This window comes from Dongia sp. (genome assembly GCF_041905885.1).
Lineage (GTDB): Bacteria > Pseudomonadota > Alphaproteobacteria > Dongiales > Dongiaceae > Dongia.
Map to the genome: position 1 here is coordinate 44,971 of NZ_JAYRKD010000005.1, position 25,991 is coordinate 70,961.

24 protein-coding genes and 1 tRNA gene are annotated in these 25,991 nt (G+C 66.0%); 12 read left to right on the top strand and 13 right to left on the bottom strand.

Going from position 1 to position 25,991, the window contains the following annotated elements:
* The first annotated feature begins 9 nt into the window (after positions 1–9).
* Complete coding sequence (otsB, locus tag ACH2CY_RS06475) at positions 10–747, top strand: trehalose-phosphatase (protein ID WP_395017248.1); 738 nt, start codon at positions 10–12, stop codon at positions 745–747.
* On the opposite strand, the gene otsA is transcribed toward otsB, so the two are convergent.
* From otsA to ACH2CY_RS06495, 4 genes are all read right to left on the bottom strand, one after another.
* Entirely contained in the window at positions 744–2,129 is a 1,386-nt protein-coding gene (otsA, locus tag ACH2CY_RS06480) for an alpha,alpha-trehalose-phosphate synthase (UDP-forming) (protein ID WP_395017251.1), read from the bottom strand. The two genes, otsB and otsA, sit on opposite strands and share 4 nt — an antisense overlap.
* The gene (locus ACH2CY_RS06485; protein WP_395017254.1) at positions 2,126–3,925 is read right to left on the bottom strand and encodes a glycoside hydrolase family 15 protein; all 1,800 of its coding nucleotides are present in this window, start codon (positions 3,923–3,925) and stop codon (positions 2,126–2,128) included. The genes otsA and ACH2CY_RS06485 overlap by 4 nt, the downstream gene beginning before the upstream one ends.
* 113 nt (positions 3,926–4,038) lie before the next feature.
* Positions 4,039–4,542 carry a TIGR02444 family protein gene (locus ACH2CY_RS06490; RefSeq protein WP_395017257.1) on the bottom strand — a complete coding sequence of 168 codons (504 nt, stop codon included), beginning with the start codon at positions 4,540–4,542 and terminating at the stop codon, positions 4,039–4,041.
* Positions 4,539–5,633, bottom strand: a complete 1,095-nt coding sequence (locus tag ACH2CY_RS06495) for an ATP-dependent 6-phosphofructokinase (protein WP_395017258.1) — start codon at positions 5,631–5,633, stop codon at positions 4,539–4,541. The genes ACH2CY_RS06490 and ACH2CY_RS06495 overlap by 4 nt, the downstream gene beginning before the upstream one ends.
* Before the next feature lie 98 nt (positions 5,634–5,731).
* On the opposite strand from ACH2CY_RS06495, the gene ACH2CY_RS06500 reads away from it, so the two are divergent.
* Genes ACH2CY_RS06500 through ACH2CY_RS06510 form a run of 3 tightly spaced genes read left to right on the top strand, consistent with a single transcriptional unit; the run spans position 5,732 to position 8,200 of the window.
* Complete coding sequence (locus ACH2CY_RS06500; RefSeq protein WP_395017261.1) at positions 5,732–6,649, top strand: YgfZ/GcvT domain-containing protein; 918 nt, start codon at positions 5,732–5,734, stop codon at positions 6,647–6,649.
* A 34-nt stretch (positions 6,650–6,683) separates the two neighbouring features.
* The gene (locus ACH2CY_RS06505; RefSeq protein WP_395017264.1) at positions 6,684–7,757 is read left to right on the top strand and encodes a P1 family peptidase; all 1,074 of its coding nucleotides are present in this window, start codon (positions 6,684–6,686) and stop codon (positions 7,755–7,757) included.
* Positions 7,754–8,200, top strand: a complete 447-nt coding sequence (locus ACH2CY_RS06510; protein ID WP_395017265.1) for a hypothetical protein — start codon at positions 7,754–7,756, stop codon at positions 8,198–8,200. The genes ACH2CY_RS06505 and ACH2CY_RS06510 overlap by 4 nt, the downstream gene beginning before the upstream one ends.
* Position 8,201: 1 nt before the next feature.
* On the opposite strand, the gene ACH2CY_RS06515 is transcribed toward ACH2CY_RS06510, so the two are convergent.
* Genes ACH2CY_RS06515 through ACH2CY_RS06525 form a run of 3 tightly spaced genes read right to left on the bottom strand, consistent with a single transcriptional unit; the run spans position 8,202 to position 10,431 of the window.
* Positions 8,202–8,846 carry a lysophospholipid acyltransferase family protein gene (locus ACH2CY_RS06515; RefSeq protein WP_395017267.1) on the bottom strand — a complete coding sequence of 215 codons (645 nt, stop codon included), beginning with the start codon at positions 8,844–8,846 and terminating at the stop codon, positions 8,202–8,204.
* Positions 8,846–9,787, bottom strand: a complete 942-nt coding sequence (locus tag ACH2CY_RS06520) for a phosphatidate cytidylyltransferase (protein WP_395017269.1) — start codon at positions 9,785–9,787, stop codon at positions 8,846–8,848. The genes ACH2CY_RS06515 and ACH2CY_RS06520 overlap by 1 nt, the downstream gene beginning before the upstream one ends.
* The gene (locus tag ACH2CY_RS06525) at positions 9,784–10,431 is read right to left on the bottom strand and encodes a CDP-alcohol phosphatidyltransferase family protein (RefSeq protein ID WP_395017271.1); all 648 of its coding nucleotides are present in this window, start codon (positions 10,429–10,431) and stop codon (positions 9,784–9,786) included. Before ACH2CY_RS06525 ends, ACH2CY_RS06520 begins: the two co-directional genes overlap by 4 nt.
* A gap of 81 nt (positions 10,432–10,512) precedes the next feature.
* Between ACH2CY_RS06525 and ACH2CY_RS06530 the strand changes: the two genes are divergently transcribed.
* The 6 genes from ACH2CY_RS06530 to ACH2CY_RS06555 all read left to right on the top strand — a co-directional run bounded on the left by ACH2CY_RS06530 (position 10,513) and on the right by ACH2CY_RS06555 (position 16,409).
* Positions 10,513–11,010: a cupin domain-containing protein gene (locus ACH2CY_RS06530; protein ID WP_395017272.1), complete on the top strand. Its 498-nt coding sequence runs from the start codon at positions 10,513–10,515 to the stop codon at positions 11,008–11,010.
* Positions 11,011–11,167: 157 nt separating this feature from the next.
* On the top strand, positions 11,168–12,739 hold the full coding sequence (locus tag ACH2CY_RS06535) for an ABC transporter substrate-binding protein (RefSeq protein ID WP_395017274.1): 1,572 nt from the start codon (positions 11,168–11,170) through the stop codon (positions 12,737–12,739).
* 80 nt (positions 12,740–12,819) lie between these two features.
* Positions 12,820–13,830, top strand: a complete 1,011-nt coding sequence (locus tag ACH2CY_RS06540) for an ABC transporter permease (protein WP_395017277.1) — start codon at positions 12,820–12,822, stop codon at positions 13,828–13,830.
* A 13-nt stretch (positions 13,831–13,843) separates the two neighbouring features.
* Positions 13,844–14,782: an ABC transporter permease gene (locus ACH2CY_RS06545; protein ID WP_395017279.1), complete on the top strand. Its 939-nt coding sequence runs from the start codon at positions 13,844–13,846 to the stop codon at positions 14,780–14,782.
* A gap of 2 nt (positions 14,783–14,784) precedes the next feature.
* Positions 14,785–15,621, top strand: coding sequence for an ABC transporter ATP-binding protein (locus ACH2CY_RS06550; RefSeq protein ID WP_395017281.1), 837 nt, complete (start codon positions 14,785–14,787; stop codon positions 15,619–15,621).
* Positions 15,618–16,409 (top strand): ABC transporter ATP-binding protein, encoded by a 792-nt coding sequence (locus ACH2CY_RS06555; protein ID WP_395017283.1) that lies wholly within the window; start codon positions 15,618–15,620, stop codon positions 16,407–16,409. Before ACH2CY_RS06550 ends, ACH2CY_RS06555 begins: the two co-directional genes overlap by 4 nt.
* A gap of 67 nt (positions 16,410–16,476) precedes the next feature.
* Here the strand turns inward: ACH2CY_RS06555 and ACH2CY_RS06560 are convergent, their stop codons facing one another.
* From ACH2CY_RS06560 to ACH2CY_RS06585, 6 genes are all read right to left on the bottom strand, one after another.
* The gene (locus ACH2CY_RS06560; protein WP_395017286.1) at positions 16,477–17,382 is read right to left on the bottom strand and encodes an ArgK/MeaB family GTPase; all 906 of its coding nucleotides are present in this window, start codon (positions 17,380–17,382) and stop codon (positions 16,477–16,479) included.
* Between the two features lie 195 nt (positions 17,383–17,577).
* Positions 17,578–20,304, bottom strand: a complete 2,727-nt coding sequence (gene ppdK / locus ACH2CY_RS06565) for a pyruvate, phosphate dikinase (RefSeq protein WP_395017287.1) — start codon at positions 20,302–20,304, stop codon at positions 17,578–17,580.
* A gap of 28 nt (positions 20,305–20,332) precedes the next feature.
* On the bottom strand, positions 20,333–22,438 hold the full coding sequence (gene glyS / locus ACH2CY_RS06570) for a glycine--tRNA ligase subunit beta (RefSeq protein WP_395017289.1): 2,106 nt from the start codon (positions 22,436–22,438) through the stop codon (positions 20,333–20,335).
* Positions 22,438–23,319: a glycine--tRNA ligase subunit alpha gene (locus tag ACH2CY_RS06575; RefSeq protein WP_395017292.1), complete on the bottom strand. Its 882-nt coding sequence runs from the start codon at positions 23,317–23,319 to the stop codon at positions 22,438–22,440. The genes glyS and ACH2CY_RS06575 overlap by 1 nt, the downstream gene beginning before the upstream one ends.
* Before the next feature lie 75 nt (positions 23,320–23,394).
* A complete protein-coding gene (locus tag ACH2CY_RS06580; protein ID WP_395017295.1) occupies positions 23,395–23,616 on the bottom strand; it encodes a hypothetical protein in 222 nt (73 codons plus the stop codon).
* A 32-nt stretch (positions 23,617–23,648) separates the two neighbouring features.
* Positions 23,649–24,401 (bottom strand): tRNA1(Val) (adenine(37)-N6)-methyltransferase, encoded by a 753-nt coding sequence (locus ACH2CY_RS06585; RefSeq protein ID WP_395017298.1) that lies wholly within the window; start codon positions 24,399–24,401, stop codon positions 23,649–23,651.
* Between the two features lie 116 nt (positions 24,402–24,517).
* On the opposite strand from ACH2CY_RS06585, the gene ACH2CY_RS06590 reads away from it, so the two are divergent.
* Together ACH2CY_RS06590 and ACH2CY_RS06595 are read left to right on the top strand one after the other, a co-directional pair.
* Positions 24,518–25,540: a polyprenyl synthetase family protein gene (locus ACH2CY_RS06590; RefSeq protein WP_395017301.1), complete on the top strand. Its 1,023-nt coding sequence runs from the start codon at positions 24,518–24,520 to the stop codon at positions 25,538–25,540.
* 330 nt (positions 25,541–25,870) lie between these two features.
* A tRNA-Pro gene (locus ACH2CY_RS06595) sits at positions 25,871–25,947 on the top strand.
* Positions 25,948–25,991: the final 44 nt, after the last annotated feature.

Genomic DNA, 25,991 nt, shown 5'->3' on the forward strand with positions numbered 1-25,991 from the left:
CGGCGCCAAATGAACGCTGGGCCCCCGGTCTTCGCACTCCGGGAAATCGCGCTGTTCCTCGACTTCGACGGCACGCTGGTCGAGCTGGCACCCCAGCCGGAGGCCGTGATCGTGCCCTCCGACTTGCCGCCCCTGCTCGCGCGCCTGCTTGCCGGCACGGGCGGCGCGGTTGCCACCATCTCCGGCCGGCCGATCGCGGAGGTCGATGGGTTCCTGAAGCCGCTGCGGCTTCCAGCCTCCGGTGCCCATGGAGCGGAGCTGCGCGAGACCCCCGATGCCGAGATCCAGGTGATCGGCGCGCATCTCTCCGACCCGCTGCGGGCGCAGCTCCAGGCCATCGTGTCGATGCTCGAGCAGCGGTGGCCCGGGCTCAGGACCGAAGACAAAGGCACCTCCTTCGCCATCCACTACCGCCACGCAGCGGAGGCGGAGCCGGATTTGCGCGCCGCCCTCGGGTCGCTGCATTTCGAGAACGGCTGGCAGCTGCTTGCGGGGCACCGCGTCTTCGAGGTGAAGGCGCGGGGCTGGAACAAGGCCACGGCGGTGCAGCGGTTGATGGAGCAGCCCGCCTTCGCCGGCCGCCGACCGCTGTTCATCGGCGACGACCGCACCGATCTCGACGGCATGGCGGCGGCGCGCGCGCTGGGCGGCGACGGCGTGGCGATCGGCGGCCTCGATGCCGAGGTCGCCTGGGCGCTCAGCGATCCGGCCGCAGTGCGGGCCTGGCTGAAGGCGCTGCTCGGCTAGGCCGCGGCGCGTTCGCTGGTGTTCAAGGTATCGAGGAAGCTGTCCGACCAGGTGGCGAGGTCGTTGCGCTGGAGCGCGCCCATCAGCTTGCGCCAGCGGTCCTGGCGCTCGGTCAAGGGCATGCGCAAGGCCTGGTCCAGCGCCTCCGCCATCTCCACCTGGTCGAAGGGGTTGACGATCAGGGCGCCCTTCAATTCGCGCGCGGCGCCGGCGAAGCGCGAGAGCACCAGGACACCGGGATCGTTCGGCTTCTGCGCCGCGACATATTCCTTGGCGACCAGGTTCATCCCATCGCGCAACGGGGTCACCAGCCCGACCCGCGCCACCCGGTAGAAACCCGCCAGCTGCCGGCGCGGGAAGACCCGGTTCAGATAGCGCACCGGCACCCAGTCGATCTCGGCGTGCTTGCCGTTGACCCGCCCGGCGCAGCCTTCGATCTCGCGGCGGAGCTTCTTGTAGCGCGCGACGTCGATGCGCGAGGGTGCTGCGATCTGCACGAAGGTGATGCGGTTGCGGTAGTCGGGGCGCGTGGTCAGCAGCTCGCCAACCGCATCGATGCGGTTGAGGATGCCCTTGCTGTAATCCAGTCGATCGACGCCGATGACGAGCTGGCGGCTGGAGATGCTGTGGGCCAGGCGCCGCACTTCCTCGTCGCCCTCGGCCTCGGCGGCGAGCGACTTCATCTCCTCGACATCGATGCCGATCGGGAAGGCGCCGGCCCGCAGCCGCCGCCCGAACATCTCGATCGCGCCGTCCGGCCGCAGCGAACCGCCGCTCTCATACTGCGCGTAGTCGCGGAAGGCGCGGAGGTCGCTCTCGGTCTGGAAGCCGACCAGGTCGCATTCGGCCAGCGAGCCCATCAGCTGCTTGTGCGCCGGCAGGGCGCAGAAGATCTCCGGCCCCGGAAGCGGAATATGCAGGAAGAAGCCGATCCGGTTCCTGAGCCCGCGCAGCCGCAGCTCGCCCGGCAGCATCATCAGCTGGTAGTCATGGATCCAGATGACGTCGCCCGGCCGCACCATCGCCGCCAGGTGATCGGCGAAGCGCGCGTTGATGCGCATATAGGCATCCTGGTGCTGCCTGGAATGCTCGACCAGGCCGAGGCGATAATGCAGCAGCGGCCAGAGCGTGCTGTTGCAATAGCCGTTGTAATAGGCGTCGAACTCCTCGGCGGTGAAGTCGATGGTCGCATAGGTGATGCCGCCCGACTTCATCACCTTGGGCTGGGGTGCCGGGGACTCGCTGGTCTCGCCGCTCCAGCCGAACCAGATCCCGCCGGAGCGTTTCAGCGCCGAGAGCACGCCGACCGCGAGGCCGCCGGCCCGCGCCGAGCGGTCGCGGGGCAGGGCGACGCGATTGGAGACGACGATCAAGCGGGTCATGACGCTTCCTCCCAACTCAGACTCAGATTCATGGCGGAGTTGATCAGACCCACCATGGAATAGGCCTGGGGGAAATTGCCCCACAACTCACCCGTCTTCGGGTCCACATCCTCCGAGAACAGACCAAACCGGTTTCTGTAGCTCATGATCTTGTCGAACAAGGCGCGGGCTTCAACCGACTTTCCGATCGCGGCCAGCGCATCGATGTACCAGAACGTGCAGATCAGGAAGGCCGTCTCCGGCTCGCCGAAATCGTCCCGGACCACATAGCGGTAAATGAAATCGCCGCGCTTCAGTTCCTGCCCGATCCGTTCGACGGTGGCGACGTAGCGCGGGTCCGAGGCCTGCACGAAACCGATCTGGGCCATCAACAGCAAGCTTGCATCGAGGTCGTTGCCGTCGAAGGTGGAAACGAAACTTTTGCGGGATTCGGACCAGGTATGGCGCTCGATGGTGAGCTTCAGATGCTCCGCCTTGTCGCTCCAGAACTCGGTGCGGTCGGTCCGGCCCATGATCCGCGCGATCCGCTTCAGCCGGTCACAGGCCGCCCAGCACATCATGGCGGAGAAAGTGTGCACCGAGGCCGAGCCGCGCAGCTCCCAGGGCCCGGCATCGGGCTGGTCGAAGGCCTCGACCGCGCGCGCGCCGAGAAATTCGAGCTGGTCGTAGAGCTCCTCGTTGGCGGGCTTCCTGAGCAGGCGGTGATCGAAGAACAAGTGGATCGCCGCCAGCACCATGCTGCCGTAGACGTCGTTCTGCACCTGCTGGTAGGCGGCATTGCCGACCCGGACCGGCCCCATGCCGCGATAGCCGGCGAGCGCCTCGGCAATCGTCTCGGTGAGGTCGGCCTCGCGCGAGATGCCATAGACCGGCTGGATCACGCCTTCGCGCGCGACGTCGATCACGTCGGTGATGAAGCCGATATACTGCTCCATGGTTCGGGTGACGCCGAGCCGGTTCAAGGCGCGGATGACGAATACCGCATCGCGCAGCCAGCAATAGCGATAGTCCCAGTTGCGGACCGTATTCGGCGCTTCCGGGATCGAGGTGGTGAGCGCCGCGGCGATCGCGCCGGTTTCCTCGAACATGCAGAGCTTCAAGGTGATCGCCGCACGGATCACCGCCTGCTGCCACTCGAACGGGATGGTGAGGCCGCGCACCCAGAGCCGCCAGTGCCCCAGCGTGGTCTCGAAATAGCGGCGGCAGAGGTCCTCGAGATCGGAATTGATCGGCTCGTCCGGCGCCCAGAGGATCCAATGCTGCTGGTCCAGCCGGAAGTAGCGTTCCTCCATCACGTAGCTGACCGGAATCGTGGTCGTCATGCGCTGGCGCTGGCGGTCGCTGAAATAGACGATATGGTGGCTGCCGCGCACCGACTTCAGCGCAGTGCCGCCGTAGTCACTCATCGGCCGCGCAAGCACCCGAATCATCGGGCGGCCGGCGAGCGGCGTGATGCGCCGCACCAGCATCGGCGGACGGTGCGTGCGGTTGTGCTGATCATAGCGCGGGGCGAAGTCGACAACCTCGATCGCGCCGCCATTGCGGTCGTGCAGCACGGAGTGCAGCACCGCGGTGTTATCGAGGTAGCTCTGCTCAGAGTCTTCGTAGTCTTTGAGCTCGATTGAGAGCGCACCGTCGGCGGGCGCCGCGCCGGCGGCATCGCCGCCGCGCAGCAGCGAGCAGAACACCGGATCGGAATCGAGGCGCGGCAGGCTGGCGAAGACGATGCGGGCCCGGGAATCGATCAGCGCCGCGACGCTGCTGTTTCCGATGACGGCGAGATCGAGACTGCTCATCGTCGGGCGTTCCATTCAGTGATTGCGTGGAATCCAGGCGGCTCGCCCGGTTTAAGTACAACCCCCTCCTGGCAAATTGGTTCCGCCGCCGGCGCCGCAGTAACATTTTGAAATCAAAGCGGTTCCAGGAGCGCCTTCAAATCTTCCGCGTCCTGCTCGTCGGGCGTGCCGACGACCAGGTCGAGATAGGTCTCGAGCGCGGCACTGGCGAGTTGCAGCGGCGTGGACCCATCCTCGACCGCGACCACGCCGGTCGCGCCGAGCGCGATCTTCTCCTGGGCCACGCGCTCGCATTCCAGCTCGACCGAGAGCATGCCGTGCTTGATCGACTGGCGATCGGACTTGGCGAGTTCGGGAAACTGGTCGGCGACGGTGCGCCGGGCGCCGCGCAGCGGCTCCAGCACGTCGCGGCGCCAGGCCTCGACGGTGGCGATCGCGGCATGGAGGCCGTCCCGCTCCACTTTCCAGCCCATGGTCGCAAGCCAGCAGCAGAACAACAGGATATTCACGTCCGCGCCCCGGCGGTTCTGCAGCGAGAGACAGGCGGCGGCGACGCGCTCACGGCTGTAATAGGCGAGGCTGAATTCCCAGAAGGCTCCGGGGTCGAGACGTGTCACGCGACCGAATCGCCGAAGCTGATCCCAAGGCCGCGCGCCGCGGTCACCAGCTCACCCTGCGGATCGACCGTCTGCGCGGCGCGGATCGCATCCTCGATCGGCACATCGACGACGCGACGGTTGTTCCAGCCGACCATGCGGTCATAGCGCTTCTCGGCGATGAGATCGACGGCATGGACCCCGAAGGCCGAGGCGATCACCCGGTCGCCGGGTTCCGGCGTGCCGCCGCGCTGCACGTGGCCGAGCACGGTGACGCGGGTCTCGGCGCCGGTGAGGCGCGCGATCTCCTCGGCGATGTACTGGCCGATGCCGCCATAGGTCCGGGTGGCGCCGGCGCCACCGCCATGGACTGCGGTCACGGCTTCGCCGGTCTCGGTCTTCACCGCCTCGGCGACCACCACCAGGGCGAAGTTGCGCTTGCGCTTCTTCAGCTGCTCCAGCTTCTCGCAGATCGCGGAGAGCTTGTAGGGGATCTCGGGGATCAGGATCACGTCGGCGCCGCCGGCGATGCCGGACCAGAGCGCGATATGGCCCGCATCGCGGCCCATCAGCTCCAGCACCATGACGCGGCTGTGCGACGCCGCCGTCGGCTGCAGGTGGTCGAGCGCCGAGGTCGCGGCCTGGACCGCAGTCTCGAAGCCGATCGAGGTCTCGGTGGCGCCGATGTCGTTGTCGATGGTCTTGGGGATCGCGACCAGCGGGATCCCGCCCTGCTTCGCCAGCTTGCGGATGATCGCCATCGAGCCGTCGCCGCCGATCATGATCAGGGCGTCGAGGTTCAGCATCTTGTAGCCCTCGATCACCTCGTTCGTGCGATCGACGAAGCTGCCATCCTCCATCGGGAACTTGAACGGATTGCCCTTGTTGGTGGTCCCCAGGATGGTACCACCCAGGCGCAGGAGATCGCTGTTCATCGCCCGCTCGTCGAGCTCCTCGGCCTGGACCGGCCGCTCCATGAGGCCGGCCGTGCCGTTGCGGATGCCCACGACGGTCCAGCCATAGCCATGATGCGCGCGGGCATAGACCGCGCGAAGGGCCGCGTTCAGCCCGGCGCAATCGCCGCCGCTGGTCAACAATCCGATCCGCTTCATCGTCTCCCCTGAATAATTAGGTGGATCCCTGGGTCTTGCAATTTTACGGAAGCATCCGACTATTACCATAGATCACGCAGCAGCCAAGCCATAGCCACATGACGAATACGGATTTTTTTGCGATCGACACGTTCCGGAGCCCGGTCGCGGTCGAGGGCGAAGACCGCCAGACCTTCCTCCAGGGGTTGATCAGCAACGACACGCAGCGGGTGAGCCAGACCCAGGCGATCTTCAGCGCCTTCCTGACCGCCCAGGGCAAGTTCCTGCACGACTTCAGCGTGGCCGAGGTCGAGGGGCGCTATCTGCTCGACCCGGAGACCGAGCGCCGGGCCGATTTGATCAAACGCCTTTCCATGTATCGCCTGCGCTCCAAGGTGAAGGTGGTCGATGCGGCGGCCGATTGGGCGGTGGTCGTGTTCGCCGGGCCCGGCGCGCTGGCCAGGCTCGGCCTCGCCCCCACTGCGGGGCTGGCAAAGCCCCTGTCGGGCGGCGTGGTCTTCGTCGATCCGCGGCTGCCGGCGCTCGGCGCCCGCGCCTTCCTGCCCCGTGCCGAGGCCGAGGCGACGGCGCGGAACGCCGGGTTCAGCGCGGCACCCATCGAAACCTTCGAGCAGCTGCGCGTCGCGCTGGGCGTGCCTTCGGGCAGCCGCGACCTGATCCCGGACAAGGGCATCCTGCTGGAGAACGGTTTCGAGGAGCTGCACGCGATCGACTGGGACAAGGGCTGCTACATGGGTCAGGAGCTGACCGCCCGGACCCGCTATCGCGGCCTGGTGCGCAAGCGGCTGCTGCCCGTCGAGATCAGCGGCGCGGCGCCGGCGCCCGGCACGGCGCTGATGCTGGGCGGGGTCGAGGCCGGGGAGCTCCGCAGCCTCGGCCCGGACGGCAAGAGCGGCCTCGCCATGGTGCGGCTCGAGCATCTCGATCGCGCACGGGCCGAAGGCCTCACCGCGGGCGAGGCCACGCTCCGGCCCAGCGTGCCGGACTGGATGCGCTTGCCCGAACAGGTTGGCTAGCTAGACTGTCCCCCTGTTGCAGTCAGGGGGAATCATGGGAAAGCCGCGCTTGCGTGACCTCGGCATCAGCCTCGGGCAGATGCCGCCGGGACCGCTCAATGCCATCACCGATGTCGCCGGAGTCACGGTCGGCAGCGCGACCTTGATTCGCGACGAGCCGCATGTGGTGCGCACCGGTGTCACCGCGATCTGGCCGACGGCCAATGCCTATACCGACCTCTGCTTCGCCGGTTACCACAGCTTTAACGGCAATGGCGAGATGACCGGCACGATCTGGCTGGCCGAGCAGGGCCTGCTCACCTCGCCGATCTGCATCACCAACACCCATGCGGTCGGCGTGGTGCGCGACGCGATCTGTCATGACGCAAAGAAACGCGGCATCGATGAGTCCTGGCTGCTGCCGGTCGCCGCCGAAACCCATGACGGCTGGCTCTCCGACGCCTATTCCTTTCCGGTGACAACGGAGTTGGCGCTCGAGGCGCTGGAGAATGCCAAGGGCGGCCTGCCGCAAGAGGGCAATGTCGGCGGCGGCACCGGCATGATCACCCATGAGTTCAAGGGCGGCACGGGCACCGCCTCCCGCGTCGTCAAGGGCGAGACCGGCAGCTGGACGGTGGGGGCCCTGGTGCAGTCGAACTATGGCAGCCGCGCCTTGCTCCGCTGCGGCAATGCGCCGGTCGGCTTGGAGCTCGGCACCGACAAAATCAAGGGCGCCTATTGGGACCCGGAGCCGGGTTCGGGCTCGATCATCGTCATCCTCGCAACCGACGCACCGCTGCTGCCGATCCAATGCCAGCGCCTGGCGCGGCGCGCGACGACCGGGCTCGCCTGGTGCGGCGGCTTCGGCTCCAACGGCAGCGGCGACATCTTCCTCGCCTTCTCCACCGGCAATAAAGTGCCGCTCCGGTCGAAGATGACGGACGTGCGCATGCTCGGCATCGACGAATGCACCCCGCTGTTCCAGGCCGCCGCTGAGGCGACCGAGGAGGCGATCTGGAACGCCCTGGTCGCCGCCGAGACCATGACCGGCTTCAAGGGCCGCACCGCGCATGCGATTCCGCATGACCGCCTGAAGGAAATCTTCGCCAAATACCGGGGGCCGAAATGAGGAAGTTGCTGCCAGCACTCGTCGCACTCACCTTCTGCGCTGCTTCCGCTCACGCCGATCCGGTCATCACCGACCAGAAGGCCGCCAAGCAGCTGCTCGGCAAGCATGCCCTGACCCTGCAATGGATCGGCAGCGGCACCCTGAAGGACGCCGGCAGCGCCGAGGTGAAGCAGGATGGCGGGCGCTGGCTGCTGACCGGAAAGATGGAGGCCAAGGAGGGCCTAGTCTCCCTGGATGGCGAGGTCACCAAGATCGAGAAGTCGACCTTCACCTTCAAGGGCAAGATCGTCACCAAGGTCTTCCACATCTACGAAGGCAAGGAATGCCCGCGCGAAGTCGAGGTCATCTTCGAGCGCAAGGGCGGCCGGAAATACTGGCGGATGTATCCGATCGACAACCCCTGCGAGGCGGTCGCCGACTATATCGACATCTACCTGCGCTGAGTCACTTCCAGGTCGGGTGCGGCGCCGCGGCGGCGAGCGCGGTGACCGAATCCTGCAAGGCCTGGGTGAAGGCCTGGCGGTTGCCGGCCCAGGCGACCGGCTCGCCGATGAAGACGTCGACCACCACCGGCACCAGGGCGATCTCGCCCTTGGGTAGGGCGCGGCTCAAGCCCTGCATATAGACCGGCACCACCGGCATCTCGGGAAACTGCTCCTTCAATCGGGCGACACCGCCCTTGAACTTGGCCAGGCTGTCGGTCGCGCCGCGCGTGCCTTCCGGATAGACCAGGAGAATCTCACCGGCGGCGAGCGCCTTGCCGCAGTTCTCGAGCGGATCCTCGCCGCGCTTGCCGACCTTGGTCCGGTCGAGCGGGATCATGTTGACGATGTTGAGCGTGAACCAGGCGAGCACGCGGTTCTTGAGGAAGTAATCCGCCGCCGCCACCGGCCGCAGGCGATGCAGCCGCGACAGGGGAAACAAGGTCATCAGCACGAAAGTGTCGAGATGGCTGTTATGGTTGGCGACCACGATGGCCGGGCCCTGCAGCGGCAGGTTCTTCAGGTTGCGCACGTTGAGGCCCAGCACGATCAGCACCAGCGGCCGCCCGATCAGGATCCAGAACAGCAGGCGCAGCAGCCGGATCATCAGTAGTGCAGATAGTAGACGTAGTGGAAGAACAGCGGCGCGGTGAAGGTGAGGCTGTCGACCCGGTCGAGGATGCCGCCATGGCCGGGCAGGATGCTGCCGCTGTCCTTGATGCCGAGATCGCGCTTCACCGCCGAGACCGAGATGTCGCCGATGAAGCCCGCGCAGCCGATCAGCAGGCCGGCGATCGCCGCCTCGACCGGCGTCAGCGGCGTCAGATACGGCCCGGCGAGAAATCCGACCAGGGTGGTGGTCAGGATGCCGCCGGCCAGGCCCTCGACCGTCTTCTTCGGGCTGACCTTCGGCACCACCTTGTGCCGGCCGAAGCTCTTGCCCCAGACATATTGCGCGACGTCGTTCAGTTGGGTGAGCAGCAGCAGATAGAGCAGCAAGCCGTCGCTGCCGCCGGCGGGATTGACCGCGGCCGGGAGCGCCAGCAGATAGGCCATGTGGCTGAGGCTGAAGACCGTGGTCATCAGGCCCCAATGCAGGGTGCCCGCGGCGCGGATGAAGCCTTCGGTCTCGCCGATCAGCACCATGCGCGCGGGCAGCAACAGGAAGGCGTAGACCGGGATGAAGATGATGAACATCCCGTACCAGCCGTCGGCGGCCCAATAGTACTGCGCCGGAATGGCGAGATAGGCCCAGAACAGCACCCGATGATCGGCGCGCCGGGTGGGAATGAGGGTGATATATTCCTTGAAGGCGAGGAAGCTGACGAAGCCCAAGAGACAGATCGCGAAGATCGGCGGCAGCGCGATCGCCAGCGCGAACAGGATGACGATCACCCACCAGGTGCGGATCCGTAGATTGAGCTCGGTGTAGTCGCGGTCGGGATGGCGCTTCGCAAGGCCGAAGGCGACAGCGCTCGCCACAATCAGCAGCGTGAAAACGCCGAGCAGTGCGATAGCCGCATTGTTTGTGATTTCGAAGGGGATCAAGCCGTCCCCTGGCGCAGCGCTGCGCGTACACGGTTGACGATGGTCCAGGCGGTCAGCAGCGCAATGAAACCTATGGCATAGGTGATCCAGACCGTCGGAACGAGATGAAGACCGACCAGCACAGCCAGGAAGCCGAAGGCAAGCGCCCGATCGCTCTTGCCCATCGGGCCGTCATAACGCCGCTCGGCACCGATCTGGATCGCAACCACGCCCGTCATCTCGGAGAGCGCCGCCAGCATCACGGCGACAATCACGACGATGGGATTCACGTTAAAAGGGGATGGTGCATACTCAATGATTGGTTCCGATACGCGCAGCAACGCGAAGGGTAGGTAGAGCGCCGCGTCGGAGATCACGTCGCAGAGCTCATTCAGGAAGGCGCCAAGCGGGCTCTTTTGTCCATGCTCGCGCGCCAGCATGCCGTCGATGGCGTTGAGCGCCATTCGAATGAACAGCACCGCCGGCAGCAGGAACCAGACCGCCGGCACGGACGCCCACTTCGCCAACACAACACCCGCCGCGACAGACATCACGGCCGCCGCGATTGTCACCTGATTGGCGGTGTGGCCGCCCGCGGCTAACCCCCGCACCAGCGGCCGCAGCAGCGCCTGGAAGCGCGGCTTGATCTGATAGATGCTCGGCATCGGTTACGCGAGTCCCCCGGCATTCCGCCACCTTCGATAGGGTTCCATGGGGGTCAACACCCGTCAAGTTTGAGGACGACCATGAACGTCAGTGCGATCGTCGAGCAGCTGCAACTCCAGCCCCATCCCGAGGGCGGCTGGTTCCGCGAGACCTATCGGGCTGCGGAGAGCGTCGTCGCCGCCGCCCTGCCCCGGCGATTCAACGGCGAACGCAGCATATCGACGGCGATCTATTTCCTGCTGGAAGCCGGCCAATGTTCCCACCTCCACCGCATCAAGGCCGACGAGGTCTGGCACTTCTACGCCGGCGATCCCCTCGACGTGGTGGAGATCGATCCCGCCGGCAGCCTCAGGACCACGCGGCTCGGCGGCGGTCTCCTCTACCAGCACGTGGTCCCGGCCGGGTCCTGGTTCGGCGCCGCCCCCGCGGCGGACAGCCGGTTCAGCCCCACGGGATTCAGCCTGGTCGGCTGCACGGTGGCGCCCGGCTTCGACTTCGCGGATTTCGAGCTGGCCGGCCGGGACGCGCTGCTGGCCGAATATCCGAGGCATCAGGACTGGATTCGCCGCCTGACCTGAGCGCCGGCCTGAACACCGGCGCAAGTTTTTAGCGCCTCTAAGCCGGGTCGCAATCGTTTACCTCCGTGACAAAGCCATGATAACCTTGACCGTTCGGTCCAGGGTGCGGGGTGTTCCAATGAAGCGCCAGGACTGCCTGAATCAGGGAGCTAAGACAATGAAACCGTTTGTACGATCGGCCCTCCTCGCCGTGGGGATGAGCGTCAGCGCCTTCACCTTTGCCATGGGCATGGCGCAGGCCGAGACGCCGAAAGACACGCTGGTGATGGCCTATGTCATCGACGATATGATCTCGCTCGATCCGGCCGAGATCTACGAGTTCACCAGCTCGGAATACATGGCCAACACCTATGATCGCTTGGTGGTGATCAATGCGGAGAAGCCGTCCGAGCTGAAGTTCCAGGCGGCCGAGAGCTACACCGTCAGCGACGATGGCAAAACCTTCCAGTTCAAGATCCGCCCGGGCATCAAATTCCATTCCGGCAACGAGATGACCGCCGAGGATGCCGCCTTCTCGCTGATCCGCTTCGTGAAGATCAACGGCAACCCCGCCTTCATCATGAATCAGTTCGGCCTGACCGCGGAAAACGCCGACAAGATGATCCGGGTGAAGGACCCGATGACCCTGGAGGTCGAGCTCGATGCCGCCTATGCGCCGAGCTTCTTCCTGAACTGCCTCTCGTACACCAGCGTCGTCATCGACAAGAAGCTGGCCATGGAGCACGCCTCGGGCGACGACATGGGCAACGGCTGGATGAAGACCAACGAAGCGGGCTCCGGCCCGTTCTCGCTGAAGAGCTACAAGCCCAAGGAGTCGATGGTCCTCGAGACCAATGAGGGCTACTGGGACGGCGTGCCGAAGATCAAGCGCGTCCTGATCAAGAACGTGACCGAGAGCGCCACCCAGCAGCTGCTGGTCCAGAAGGGCGACGTCGACATCGCGCGCAACCTGACCGGCGACCAGCTGAAGGCGATCACCGGCGACAAGGCGCTGAAGACTGTGGCATCGCCGAAGGCGACGCTCTGGTACATGGGCCTCAACGTGAAGAACCAGTACCTGGGCAACAAGGATCTCCGCCAGGCGATGAAGTATCTGGTGGACTATGACGGGCTGCAGAAGACCCTGTTCAACGGCACCGGCATCAAGCACCAGACCTTCCTGCCCGACGGCCAGCTCGGCGCCGACAACGAGACGCCGTTCACCTTCGACGTCGCCAAGGCGAAGGAGCTGCTGAAGGCCGGCGGACAGCCGAACGGCTTCGACGTGACCATCGACGTCACCAACAAGTCGGAAGCCCGCGAGCTGGCCGCTTCGCTGCAAAGCTCGATGGCCAAGGCCGGCGTCAACCTGATCATCCGCCTGGCCGACAACAAGACCACGCTGACCAAGTATCGCGCCAGCGAGCACGATATCTATCTCGGCCAGTGGGGCTCGGACTACCAGGATCCGCACTCGAATACCGACGGCTACCTGAACGCACCGCTCGCCAAGCGCAATCAGTGGGTGTCTGAGGAGCGTGCCAAGGCGGTGAACGCCGCCCGCGACGAACGGGACGGCGCCAAGCGGGCCCAGATGTACATGGACCTGCAGAAGATGGCGTTGGAAGAGAGCCCCTACGTCATCCTGTTCCAGCAGGTCGAGACCGCGGCTGTCCGTTCCGATGTGAGCGGCTTCATCATCGGCCCGACCTTCGACCTCAATCTCTACAAATACGTCGTGAAGAACTGACGTTCGGAACCGGCATCGGGCGACTCCCTTGATCGGGAGTCGCCCGTGTTTTTTCCGGCCTCGGTTACTCTCCCAATTCGATGCTTGCGCTGAAATCCGCCAGCAAGGTCCTGCTGTCCATCGCGACGACGATGCTGGGCCTGCTCGTCGTCACCTTCGTCATCAGCCGCCTGCTGCCGGTCGATCCCGTGCTCGCCATTGTCGGCGACCATGCCTCGGAATCGACGATCGCGGCGGCGCGCACCAAGCTCGGCCTGGATCATCCGATCCCGGTCCAGTTCCTGCTCTATATCTGGAACGTGTTCCAGGGCGATCTGGGGGTCTCGCTCCGCACCAGCCAGCCGATCCTGGAAGACCTAGCCCATGTCTTCCCGGCGACCCTGGAGCTCGCCACCTGGGGCATCGTGATCGGCACGGTGATCGGCATCCCGCTCGGGGTCTGGGCCGCCGTCGCCAAGGACACCGTCGTCGATCACCTGATCCGCTTCGTCGGCCTGGTCGGCTATTCGATGCCGATCTTCTGGCTCGGCATCATGGCGCTGCTGATCTTCTACGCCAAGCTCGACTGGCTGCCCGGCCCCGGGCGCCTCGACTTCGGCTATGAGGACATCATCACGCCGGTGACCGGCATCATGACCATCGACACCCTGATCGCCGGCGAGACCGATCTGTTCTGGAACGCGGTGGCACACCTGATCCTGCCGGCCGCCCTGCTCGGCTATTACTCACTGGCCTATATCAGCCGCATGACCCGCTCGCTGATGCTGAGCCAGCTCCGGCAGGAATACGTGCTGACTGCGCGGGTCAAGGGCGTGCCGGAACGGCGCATCATCTGGAAGCACGCCATGGGCAACATCCTGGTGCCGCTGATCACCGTGGTAGCGCTCTCCTACGGCAACCTGCTGGAAGGCTCGGTGCTGACCGAGACGGTGTTCGCCTGGCACGGCATCGGCCTCTACATCACGGATTCGATCTTCGGCCAGGACCTGCCGGCGGTGATGGGCGGCACCATCGTGGTCGGTTTCGTCTACATCATCATCAATACCCTGACCGATCTCGCCTACCGCTTCCTGGATCCCCGGGCGAAATGATGGGGGCAAAGTAATGGCCACAGGCACCACCGGCTGGGTCCTCAACGTAACGCCGCAGAACTGGCGGCGCTGGCTGCTGACCGACACCCCGCATTCGCGGATGCAGGCCCGCGCCGGCCGCGCCTATCTCGGCTGGGTCGCCTTCGCGAAGAACCCGCTGGCGATGATCGGCCTGGTCATCATCCTGGGCCTGATCGGCATGGCGGTGTTCGCGCCCTGGCTCACCCAGTTCAACCCGACCGAGGCCGGCCCGATCACCGACCGGTTGCTGCCACCCGGCGGCGAGCATTGGCTCGGCACCGACCAGCAGCAGCGCGACATCTGGAGCCGCATCGTCTACGGCTCGCGCACCACCTTGCTGATCATCATCATGGTGGCGATCACCGCAGCGCCGCTCGGCATCATCATCGGCACCACCGCCGGCTATGTCGGCGGCTGGGTCGACACGGTGCTGATGCGGATCACCGACGCCTTCCTCGCCTTCCCGAAGATCGTGCTGGCCCTCGCCTTCGCGGCGGCCTTGGGTGCCGGTATCGAGAACGCGATCCTCGCCATCGCCATCACCTCCTGGCCGCCCTATGCGCGCATCGCCCGGGCCGAAACGCTGATGGTGCGCAACACCGACTATATCGCCGCGGCGCAGATGAGCGGCGCCTCCAGCTTCCGCGTGCTGGTCGGCCATATCATGCCGATGTGCTTGCCCTCGCTGATCGTGCGGGTGACGCTCGACATGGCGGGTATCATCCTGATCGCCGCGGGCTTGGGCTTCCTGGGCTTGGGCGTCGCCCCGCCGCAGCCGGAATGGGGCTCGATGGTCTCCGACGGCCGCAACCAGATCCTGGACCAGTGGTGGATCTGCACCTATCCCGGCATCGCGATCTTCGTGGTCAGCCTCGGCTTCAACCTGATCGGCGACGGCCTGCGCGACGTCCTGGATCCGCGAGAGCAATGACCATGGCGAAGCCGATCCTCGACGTCGAGAAGCTGAACATCCGGTTCAACACGCCGACCGGCATCAACCACGTGGTGCGCGACGTCTCCTTCACCCTGGGACGCGAGAAGCTGGCGATCGTCGGCGAGTCCGGCTCCGGCAAGTCGCAGACGGCGCGGGCGATCCTCGGCCTCACCCCCGGCATGGTCAGCGCGCAGAAGCTGGAGTTCGACGGCCAGAGCCTGCTCGGCCTCTCCAACGCCCAGTGGCGCAAGATCCGCGGCCGCCGCATCACCATGGTGATGCAGGACCCGAAATACTCGCTCAATCCCGTGATGCGGGTCGGCGACCAGCTGATGGAAGCGGCCGCGCGCACCAATGCCAAAAGCGCGCTCAAGGCCCGCGCCATGGAGATGCTGGAAGCGGTGAAGATCCGCGATCCCGAGCGCGTGTTCCGCGCCTGGCCGCATGAGCTATCCGGCGGCATGGGCCAGCGGGTCATGATCGCGATGATGCTGGTGACCGAGCCCGAGATGCTGATCGCCGACGAGCCGACCTCGGCGCTCGACGTGACGGTGCGGCTGCAGGTCCTCGCCATCCTCGACGACCTGGTGAAGACCCGCGACATGGGCCTCATCTTCATCAGCCATGACCTCAACCTGGTCAGCACCTTCTGCGACCGGGTGCTGGTCATGTATGCCGGCCAGGTCATGGAAGAGCTCGATGCCAAGCATCTGAGCGCGGCCAAGCATCCCTATACCCGTGGGCTGCTCGCCTGCACGCCCAACCTGGAGAAGCCGGTCGATGTGCTCCCGACCCTGCAGCGGGATCCCAGCTGGATGGCGCCGGTGAGCCGATGAACACGACTTCGCCCATGATCGAGGTGAAGAATCTCGAGGTCGACTTCTACACCGGGAAGCATCATGTCCGCGCGCTGGCCGGCGTCAGCTTCTCGATCGCCGCTGGAGAGAGCTTCGGGCTGGTGGGCGAATCCGGCTCCGGCAAGACCACGGTGCTGCGCGTGCTGGCCGGCCTCAACCCGGCCTGGGACGGCGAGATCACCGTCGCCGGCAAGCCGCTGGCGCGCGACCGCGACAAGGAGGCGAAGCGCGCGATCCAGATGGTGTTCCAGGACCCCTACGGCTCGCTGCACCCGAAGCACACGGTCGACCGCATCCTGGCCGAGCCGCTGCAGGTCCATGGGATCGGCGACATCGAGAACCGGGTGAAGGACACGCTGGAGCAGGTCCAGCTCGGCCCCTCCTTCCGCTTCCGCTATCCGCACCAGCTCTCCGGCGGGCAGCGCCAGCGCGTCGCCATCGCCCGGGCGCTGATCCTGCGGCCGAAGCTGCTGCTGCTCGACGAGCCGACCTCGGCGCTCGACGTCTCGATCCAGGCGGAAGTCTTGAACCTGCTGGCCAAGCTGCGCCAGGAGCTCGACCTCACCTATATCCTGGTCAGCCACGATCTCGCCGTGGTGGCGCAGCTCTGCGAACGCCTCGCCATCATGCGCACTGGCGAGATCGTCGAGACCGCGGATAGCGCGATGTTGGCCAAGGGCGAGTTGCAGCACCCCTATTCGCGGCAGCTGCTGACCGCCAGCAAGGGCTTCGACCGCGCCGCGATCGCGGCTTTCGCGGATCTATGAGGCGCACAGTAGCTGAACCGTCAACCCCCACTAGGCAGGGGGTTGACCTCTCCGCGTGATGGCTGCGTCAGTCGTCAGTGCGGGCCAGCAATCCGAACGGCGCCGTCTCCGGCGCAAGGCTGATTGCGCCCAAGCGCTTCAACCCTTCGCGGCCGTAGCGGTCCTTGATCGCCTGTTTCAGCCAGTTCTCGGCCTGCAGGCGGCGGCGTTCGGCGAGATGACCCTCGCGGTGCAGCCAATGCCAATGCTCGCCGATCTCGGCGAGCAGCGCGTCCAGACCCTCGCCCGACGTGGCGGTGACGATCTTCACCGCGACCGTCCAATCGAAGCTGGGCTCCGCCGCCATGCCGAGCGCACCGACCACGTCGGCGCGCGCCCGCGTCGCCGCAGGACCCATGTCGCCCTTGGTGACGACCACGATGTCGGGAATCTCGACGATGCCGGCCTTCATGAACTGCAGGCTGTCGCCGGAGCCCGGCTGCACGCAGAACACCACGGTGTCCGCCGCCATCGAGATGTCGGTCTCCGACTGGCCGACGCCGACGGTCTCGACCAGCACGATGTCGTAGACCGCGCGCATCAGCACCATGGCGCCGAAGGTGATCTCGGCGAGTCCACCCAATTGGTCGCGGGCGGCCATCGAGCGGATGAAGGTGCCCTGGTCGTCGGGATCGCTGCGCAACCGGACGCGATCGCCGAGCAGCGCGCCGCCGGTCCGCCGCGACGAGGGATCGACCGCGATGACGCCGACGCTCTTCCCCTGGGCGCGGTAGGCGGAGATCAGCGCGCCGGCCAGGGTCGACTTGCCGACACCCGGCGGACCGGTGAGGCCGATCACCTGGCCGAGCGGTGCGAGATAGGCATCGGTCAGCAGCGTCGTGAGATCGCCGTCATCCGGCGATGACTCGAGCTTGGCTAGGATGTTTGCGAGAGCTGGTTTGCCGCCAGCTCGGAGATCAGCCAAAGAGGTCACGTCGACCCCTCACCCTGACCCTCTCCCTGAAGGGGAGAGGGGATTCTATTGCGCTGCTGAGAGAGACGACCCGGAAAACTTACGCGCGGAGCGCGGACAAAATCCCCCTCTCCCCCGCCGACGAATGTCGGCCTGCGCCGACGGGAGGGAGAGGGCTGGGGTGAGGGGTCGATGGCTGTCTCCACGAAAGACTCTTCAGCCCTCGCCCTTGCGGCCGGACTGGTCGCCGGTGAGCGCAGCCTGGGCGGCGGCGAGCCGCGCGATCGGCACGCGGTAGGGCGAGCAGGAGACGTAGTCGAGGCCGACTTCCGCGCAGAAGTGGATCGAGGCCGGATCGCCGCCATGCTCGCCGCAGATGCCGAGCTTGATGTTGGCGCGGGTCTTGCGGCCGCGCTCAGCGGCGATCTTCACCAGCTCGCCCACACCTTCGCGGTCGAGGCTGATGAAGGGATCCTGCTTGATGATGCCCTGGCGCTCATAGGCCTGCAGGAAGCGGCCGGCATCGTCGCGGGAGAGGCCATAGGTCGTCTGGGTCAGATCGTTGGTGCCGAAGCTGAAGAAGGCAGCGTCCTTGGCGATCTGGTCAGCGAGCAAAGCGGCGCGCGGCAGCTCGATCATGGTGCCGACGGAATAGGGCAGCTCGACGCCGCTCTCCTTCTGCACCTCGCGCGCCACGTGGTCGATCACCGCGCGCATCAACGAGAGCTCCTTCGGGATGCCGACCAGCGGGATCATGATCTCGGCTTCCGAGGTCTCGCCCTGCTTCTTCTTCACCTCGGCCGCGGCCTCGAAGATCGCCCGGGCCTGCATCTCGTAGATCTCAGGATAGGTGATGCCGAGGCGGCAGCCGCGATGGCCGAGCATCGGGTTGGATTCCTTGAGCTGCGCCGCCCGCTGCGTCACCCAATCGACCGAGAGGCCGGAAGCGGCGGCCACTTCCGCCAGCTCCGCCTTGCTGTGCGGCAGGAACTCGTGCAGCGGCGGATCGAGGAGACGGATCGTGACCGGCAGCCCGCGCATGATCTGGAACAGCTCGATGAAGTCCTGGCGCTGCATCGGCAAGAGCTTGGCCAGCGCCTTCTTCCGGCCCTCCACATCCTCGGCCATGATGGTCTCGCGCATGGCGACGATGCGGTCGCTGTCGAAGAACATATGCTCGGTGCGGCAGAGACCGATCCCCTCGGCGCCGAACTGCCGCGCGGTGCGGGCATCGAGTGGGGTCTCGGCATTGGTGCGGACCTTCAGCTGACGGAAGCTGTCCGCCCAGGCCATCAGGTTGGCGAAGTCGCCGGAGAGCTCCGGCTCGATGGTCGGCACCTCGCCGAACATGACTTCGCCGGTGCCGCCGTCGATGGTGATGATGTCGCCGGCGCCGATGGTCTTGCCGCGCACCACCATGGTCTTCTTCACGTCATCGACCCGGAGATCGCCGGCGCCGGAAACGCAAGGACGGCCCATGCCGCGCGCCACCACCGCCGCATGGCTGGTCATGCCGCCGCGGGTGGTGAGGATGCCGGCCGCGGCATGCATGCCGTGGATGTCTTCCGGGCTGGTCTCGACGCGGACCAGGATCACGCGCTCGCCCTTGGCGGCGCGGTCCTCGGCCTCGTCGGCGGTGAAGGCGATCTTGCCGGATGCCGCACCCGGCGATGCGGGCAGGCCGCGGGCGATCGTCTCCTTCTTCGCCTTGGGATCGAGACGCGGGTGCAGCAGTTGGTCGAGCGAAGCGGGATCGACGCGGGCGACCGCGGTCTTCTTGTCGATCAGGCCCTCGTTGCAGAGATCGACGGCGATCTTCAGCGCGGCCTGGGCGGTGCGCTTGCCGTTGCGGGTCTGCAGCATGTAGAGCTTGCCCTGCTGCACCGTGAACTCGATGTCCTGCATGTCGCGGTAATGCTTCTCGAGCTGCGCGCGCACCCCATCCAGCTGCTTGAAGACCTCGGGCATCACCTCTTCCATCGCCGGCAGCGTGGACTTGTTGGCCTTCTTGCCCTCGAGGGTCAGGTGCTGCGGCGTGCGGATGCCGGCGACCACGTCCTCGCCCTGGGCGTTGACCAGATACTCGCCATAGAACTCCTTGGCGCCGGTCGAGGGATTGCGGGTGAAGGCCACGCCGGTGGCGCAGTCGTCGCCCATGTTCCCGAACACCATGGCCTGGACGTTGACCGCGGTGCCCCACTCTTCCGGGATGTTGTTGAGCTTGCGATAGGTCTTGGCGCGCGGGATGTCCCAGGAGCCGAACACGGCGCCGATCGCGCCCCAGAGCTGCTCATGCGGGTCCTGCGGGAAGGGCTTGCCCAGCTCCTCCTCGATCCGCGCCTTGTATTCGGCGATGACCTTCAACCAGTCCTCGGCGGTCAACTCGGTGTCGAGCTCGACGCCGCGGTCCTGCTTGTGCAGCTCCAGCGCCTCCTCGAAATTGTGGTGCTCCACGCCGAGCACGACGTTGCCGTACATCTGGATGAAGCGGCGGTAGGAGTCATAGGCGAAGCGGCGGTCGCCCGACTTCTTGGCCAGGCCTTCGGTGGTCTCGTCGTTGAGGCCGAGGTTCAAGACCGTGTCCATCATGCCAGGCATGGAGACGCGCGCGCCCGAGCGCACCGAGACCAGCAGCGGGTTCTCCGGATGGCCGAACTTCAGGCCGACCGCGTTCTCGATATGCGCGACGCCGGCGGAGACTTCGGCCTTGAGCTCGGCCGGATATTCGCGGGCGTTGGCGTAGAAGTAGGTGCAGACCTCGGTGGTGATGGTGAAGCCCGGCGGCACGGGAAGGCCCAGCGACGCCATCTCGGCGAGATTGGCGCCCTTGCCGCCGAGGAGATTCTTCATCTCCGCCCGGCCCTCGGTCGCCCCGGCGCCGAAGCGGTAGACCCACTTCGCGCTGCTGGTTTCCGGTTGCTTGCGAACTGCATTCGAGGCCACGGGGAAGTCTCCTCTTCAGCGGGGCGGCTCAGCCCTCGATCTTGGAAAAGTCCGCCACGGCGGACAGGGTCGCGTTGATCGCCGAGAGCATGCGCAAACGGTTGGCGCGCAGCTTCGGGTCCTTGTCGTTCACGGTCACCTTGTCGAAGAAAGCATCGACCGGAGCCCGCAGTTGCGCCATGGCGGACATGGCGCCGGTGAAATCCTCGCGCGCGATCGCCGCCTTGGCCGATTCGGACACCTTGGAAAGCGCCGCGTTCAGCGCCTTCTCCGGCTCCTCGACCAGGGCCGCGGGATCGATGCCGCCGTCGTAGCGGGCGCTGTCCTTCTTCTCCTCGATGCGCACGATGTTGGCGGCGCGCTTGTGCGCGGCCAAAAGGTTGACACCGTCCGGGCTCTCGACAAAGCCCTTCAGCGCATCGACCCGCGCGATCAGGCGCGTCAAATCGTCCTCGTCACCCAGCGCGAACACCGCCGAGATCAAGTCGTGGCGGATGCCCTGCTCCTTCAACGCCACCTTCAAGCGGTCGGCGAAGAAGTCCATCAGCAGACCGATCACCGGCTGCGGTGCGTTGCCGAGCGCGTAGCTCTTGTAGGACTGCTCCAGCACCGCGCGCAGGCCAAGGCGCAGCTTGTTCTCGAGGATCAGCCGAATGATCCCGAGCGCCGCGCGGCGCAGCGCGAAGGGATCCTTCGAACCGGTCGGCCGCTCATCGATGGTGAAGAAGCCGACCAGGGAATCGATCTTCTCCGCCAGGGCCACGGCGATCGAGACCGGGGCCTTCGGGCAGAGATCGTTCGGGCCCAAGGGCTTGTAATGATCGGCGATTGCGTCGGCCACGGCGTCGGACAATCCCTCGTTCCGCGCGTAATAACGCCCCATGATCCCCTGGAGTTCCGGGAACTCGCCCACCATCCCGGACACCAGGTCAGCCTTGGCGAGATGCGCGGCCTGGTCGGCCTGACCGGCATCGCCGTTCGGGATCTTCTCCGAAAGCACGGCGGCAAGCGCGCGCATGCGCTTCACCTTGTCGCCGACGGAGCCGAGCTTGGCGTGATAGGTGATGCCGTCGAGCGCGGCGACACGATCCTGCAACCGAACCTTCTTGTCCTGCTCCCAGAAGAACTGGGCGTCGGACAAACGCGCGCGCAGCACGCGCTCGTTGCCGGCGACGATCGCCTTGCCGCTGTCGTCGGCCTCGGTGTTGGCGACGACGATGAAACGCGGCGCCAGCTTGGCGTCCGATGACAGGACCGCGAAGTATTTCTGATTGACCCGCATCGTCGTGGTCATGACCTCGGGCGGCAGGGTCATGAAGGCGTCATCGATGCGACCGATGAGTGCGACGGGCCATTCGACCAGCCCGGTCACTTCATCCAGCAATGCGTCGTCCTGCTTGACCGTGAGGCCTTCCTTCGCGGCCAAAGCCTGCGCCTGCTTCCAGATCTCGGCCCGGCGCTCGGCAGGATCGAGGATGACCTTCGCAGCGCGCAGCTTCGACTGGTAGTCGGCAAAGCCGGAGACGATAAACTTACCTGGCGAGAGAAAGCGATGACCCTGTGTCCAATTGTTAAACTCCAGAGCTGAATCCTTAGGGTCCGTATAGCTCCGTGAACCCTGCCAGCTAATGTCTAAGGCAACATAGTCGCCATTGAAGATGCAAATCGCACTTTGAAGTGGCCGGACCCACCGAAGCCTATTGAACGCCCAGCGCATGGACTTCGGCCACGGAAATCCCGGCACAATCTCTTTCAAGGTCTCCGAAATTACCTTTGAAGTATCGCCGCCCTTCTTCTCGATCACGGCGAAGTAGAACTCGCCCTTGCCGGTGTCGCGCTTCTCGCATTGGTCCAACGACGAGAAGCCGGCGGACTTCAGGAAGCCGTCGATCGCCTGCTGCGGCGAGCCGACGCGCGGGCCTTTCTTCTCTTCCTTCACGTCGGGCTGCGCGGTCGGCAATCCGTCCACCACCAGCGCCAGGCGGCGCGGCGTCGCGTAGGCGTCGGCGCGGGTGAAGCTCAGGCCGGCGGCCTTCAGCTTCTCGGTGACGAGGCGCTTCAGGTCATCCGCGGCGCGCGCCTGCATGCGCGCGGGGATCTCTTCCGAGAAGAGTTCGAGGAGGAGCTCGGCCATTACGCCTGACCCTGCGTCGCGACGAAGGCTTCGCAGCAGCGCTTGGCCAGCGCGCGGACGCGGCCGATATAGGCCTGGCGCTCGGTCACCGAGATCACGCCGCGGGCGTCGAGCAGGTTGAAGATGTGGCTGGCCTTTAGGGCCTGGTCATAGGCCGGGAGCGGCAGCGCCTTGTTGCGGTCGAGCAAGGCCGCGCATTCGACCTCGGCGTCCTTGAAGTGCTGGAACAGCAGATCGGTGTTCGCGCATTCGAAGTTGTAGGCGGAGTATTGCTGCTCGGCCTGGAGATAGACGTCGCCGTAGGACATCCCGTGGCCGTTGAAGTCGAGGTCGTAGACGTTCTCGACGCCCTGCACATACATGATCAGGCGCTCGAGCCCGTAGGTGAGCTCGGTCGAGACCGGGTCGCATTCGATGCCGCCGACCTGCTGGAAATAGGTGAACTGCGAGACTTCCATGCCGTCGCACCAGACCTCCCAGCCGAGGCCCCAAGCGCCCAAGGTCGGGCTTTCCCAGTCGTCTTCCACGAAACGGATGTCGTGGCGCGCGGGATCGATGCCGATCTCCTTCAGGCTGCCGAGGTAGAGCTCCTGGCTGTCGGCGGGCGACGGCTTCAGGATCACCTGGAACTGGTAATAGTGCTGGAGGCGGTTGGGGTTCTCGCCGTAGCGGCCGTCCTTCGGCCGGCGCGAGGGCTGCACGTAAGCCGCGCGCCAGGGCTTCGGACCGAGGGCGCGGAGCGTGGTCGCCCAGTGGAAGGTGCCGGCGCCGACCTCCATGTCATAGGGCTGGAGAATCACGCAGCCTTGGCGGGCCCAATAATTCTGGAGCTTCAGAATCAGGGCCTGGAACGAGGTCTCGGGGTTCGGTTTGGCGGGCATTTCCCCTGGTCGCCTGCTTTTATGGTGCGGCGCAAAATATCGGGCAGATGGGGATTAATCAAGCTGAGCGGGAGCTCAGGCGCCGGGGCAGTCGTGGCCGCCCTTGGCCGGCACGTAGGCGCCGCATTTCGGGCATTTAACCATGTCCTCGATGGCGCCTTCGGCCTTCTGGTTTGGAGTCGCGCGCGGCTGCGCCTGGGGTCGCGAGCCGCCGATGATGTTGTGCCGCTTCAGGAACCGCCAAGCCAGGAAGGCGACCAGCAGCAGGAGGAGGATTTTCGGCAGGGTCAAAGTCATGGCGACCATTTAGCGGTGTGGGTGACAAGGGGTCAAGCAGGCGAGACCCGCATCGGCAGCGCCTTTCCGTCGCGCAGGATGCTCTCGGCGGCCGGGGTGAAGGCGCCGTCGTCTGCGTGCAGCACCAGCGCCGGCAGGATTGCAAGCGGTTCGCCGGAGCCCAGTTGCGCGCGCAGGAGAATACGCTTGGCGGCGCGGCCTTGCTTCGGGTGAATGGGCAGGATCGCGATGCCGCCGAAGCTGCGACCCACCGCAGCGAGCACATCGTCCAGGCGGTCGGCGCGGTGGATCAAGGTGAGGATGCCGCCGGGCTTCAGCGCGTCGCGGGCGGCGGCGATCCAGTCGGCGAGCTTCGCTTCGCTCTCCGCCGTGGCGGCGGCTTTCAGCGGATGCGCCGAGACCGTCGCCGTGCCGGCTTTGAGATAGGGCGGATTCATCGCGACCTGGTCGAACTTCTGCGGCAGCGGCGCGCGCAGGTCCGCTTCGAAGATCACGAGCCGGGCCGCCATGCCGTTGCGCGCGGCGTTGGCGCGGGCGCAGGCGGCGAAGACCGGCTCGCGGTCGAGGCCGGTCACGCGGAGATCCGGGCGGCGCCAGGCGAGGCAGAGGCCGACCGAGCCGACGCCGCAGCCGAGATCCAGCACCGACCCGCCCTCAGGCGCATCCACCGCGGCGGCCAGCAGCACCGCATCGACCGCGACGCGATAGCCGTCGGCCGGCTGGGCGACCTCAACCCGGCCGTCCAGCAGACTATCGATCGGCGCATCCAATGCAGCGGCTTCCATCCAAACCCCGCGTCTTTCCGCCGCAGCAGGCCCGGAACCCCGGCCCGTGGGCGGCTTGACCCTCATCATTATGCTTCTATGCTGCGGCCTGAAACCACGCATGATTTGGTGTCGCTTTGGCAGTAGTCGTGAACCTCGACGCGGAACGCGCCGGCCGCGAGCCGGACGCCTTGGAGCGTCTGGCCTCCCTGGTCGATGCCGACATGGCGCGGGTCAACCAGATCATCCTGAAGCAGATGCAGTCGCCGGTGGCGCTCATTCCCGAACTTGCCGGCCATATCATCGCCGCCGGCGGCAAGCGGCTGCGGCCGATATTGACCCTGGCCGCGGCCAGGATGTGCGGCTATCGCGGCGAGCATCACCAGACGCTGGCGGCCTGCGTCGAGTTCATCCATACCGCGACGCTGCTGCATGACGACGTGGTCGATGACAGCGCGCTGCGGCGCGGCGAAGCCTCGGCCAACGTGCTCTGGGGCAACAAACCCTCGGTGCTGGTCGGCGACTTCCTGTTCAGCCGCGCCTTCCAGTTGATGGTGATCCCGGGCTCGCTGCGGGTGCTGGAAATCCTGTCCAGTGCCTCCGCGGTGATCGCCGAGGGCGAGGTGCTGCAGCTCATCACCAGCAACGACACCGCGACCACCGAGCTCGCCTATCTCGAGGTGATCAAGGGCAAGACTGCGGCCCTCTTCTCCGCGGCCTGCGAGGTCGGCGCCGTGATCGCCGAGCGGCCGAAGACCGATCAGGAGGCGCTCTCCAGCTACGGCCTCAACCTCGGCATCGCCTTCCAGCTGATCGACGACGCGCTGGACTACTCGGCCAAGCAGGAGGCGCTCGGCAAGACCGTCGGCGACGACTTCCGCGAGGGCAAGATCACCCTCCCCGTCATCCTCGCCTTCCTCAGGGGCGGCGCCGAGGAGCGCACCTTCTGGCAGCGCGTCATGGAAGCCCAGGAGCAGCGGCCGGAAGACCTCCCGGAAGCGATCGGCCTGATGAGCCGCCACGGCGCGCTCAAGGACACCGTGGCCCGCGCGGCGCATTACGGCGCCATGGCCAAGGACGCGCTCGGCATCTTCAAGGACAGCGCCGAGAAGCGGGCGCTCACCGAGGTGGTCGATTTCTGCATCCAGCGCGGCCACTGACCCAAACGCCCGCGAAATAATCTTGCGTCCGGCTCGAAAGAATTTAGGCGCCCGGTCAGCGGGTTAGCGCCCATGTTGACAATGAACACACCGGGGTGTACGGTCTTGTCGACCTCAGGAGCGGCGAAACGGAATCCCTCTGTCGGCGATTTCGGCCCCGCACGCACTCCCTTCCGAACCAGCGCAGCGACAAGGCTTTTCACCGGTCTGCGGGCGCTAAGACGCCGCTTGCGCGCTCCCCGATTCAGTTAAGAACGCCGCTTGCGCAGCAGGGGGTCGGACGGTATATAGCGGGTCCCTGCGCGGGGGCGACCCCGTACGAGCCAGCGTCGGAGTGTAGCTCAGCCTGGTAGAGCACTGTGTTCGGGACGCAGGGGCCGGAGGTTCGAATCCTCTCACTCCGACCATTTCATCCGAAAATGGACCCGATACGTGGCACGGAACGGCCGCA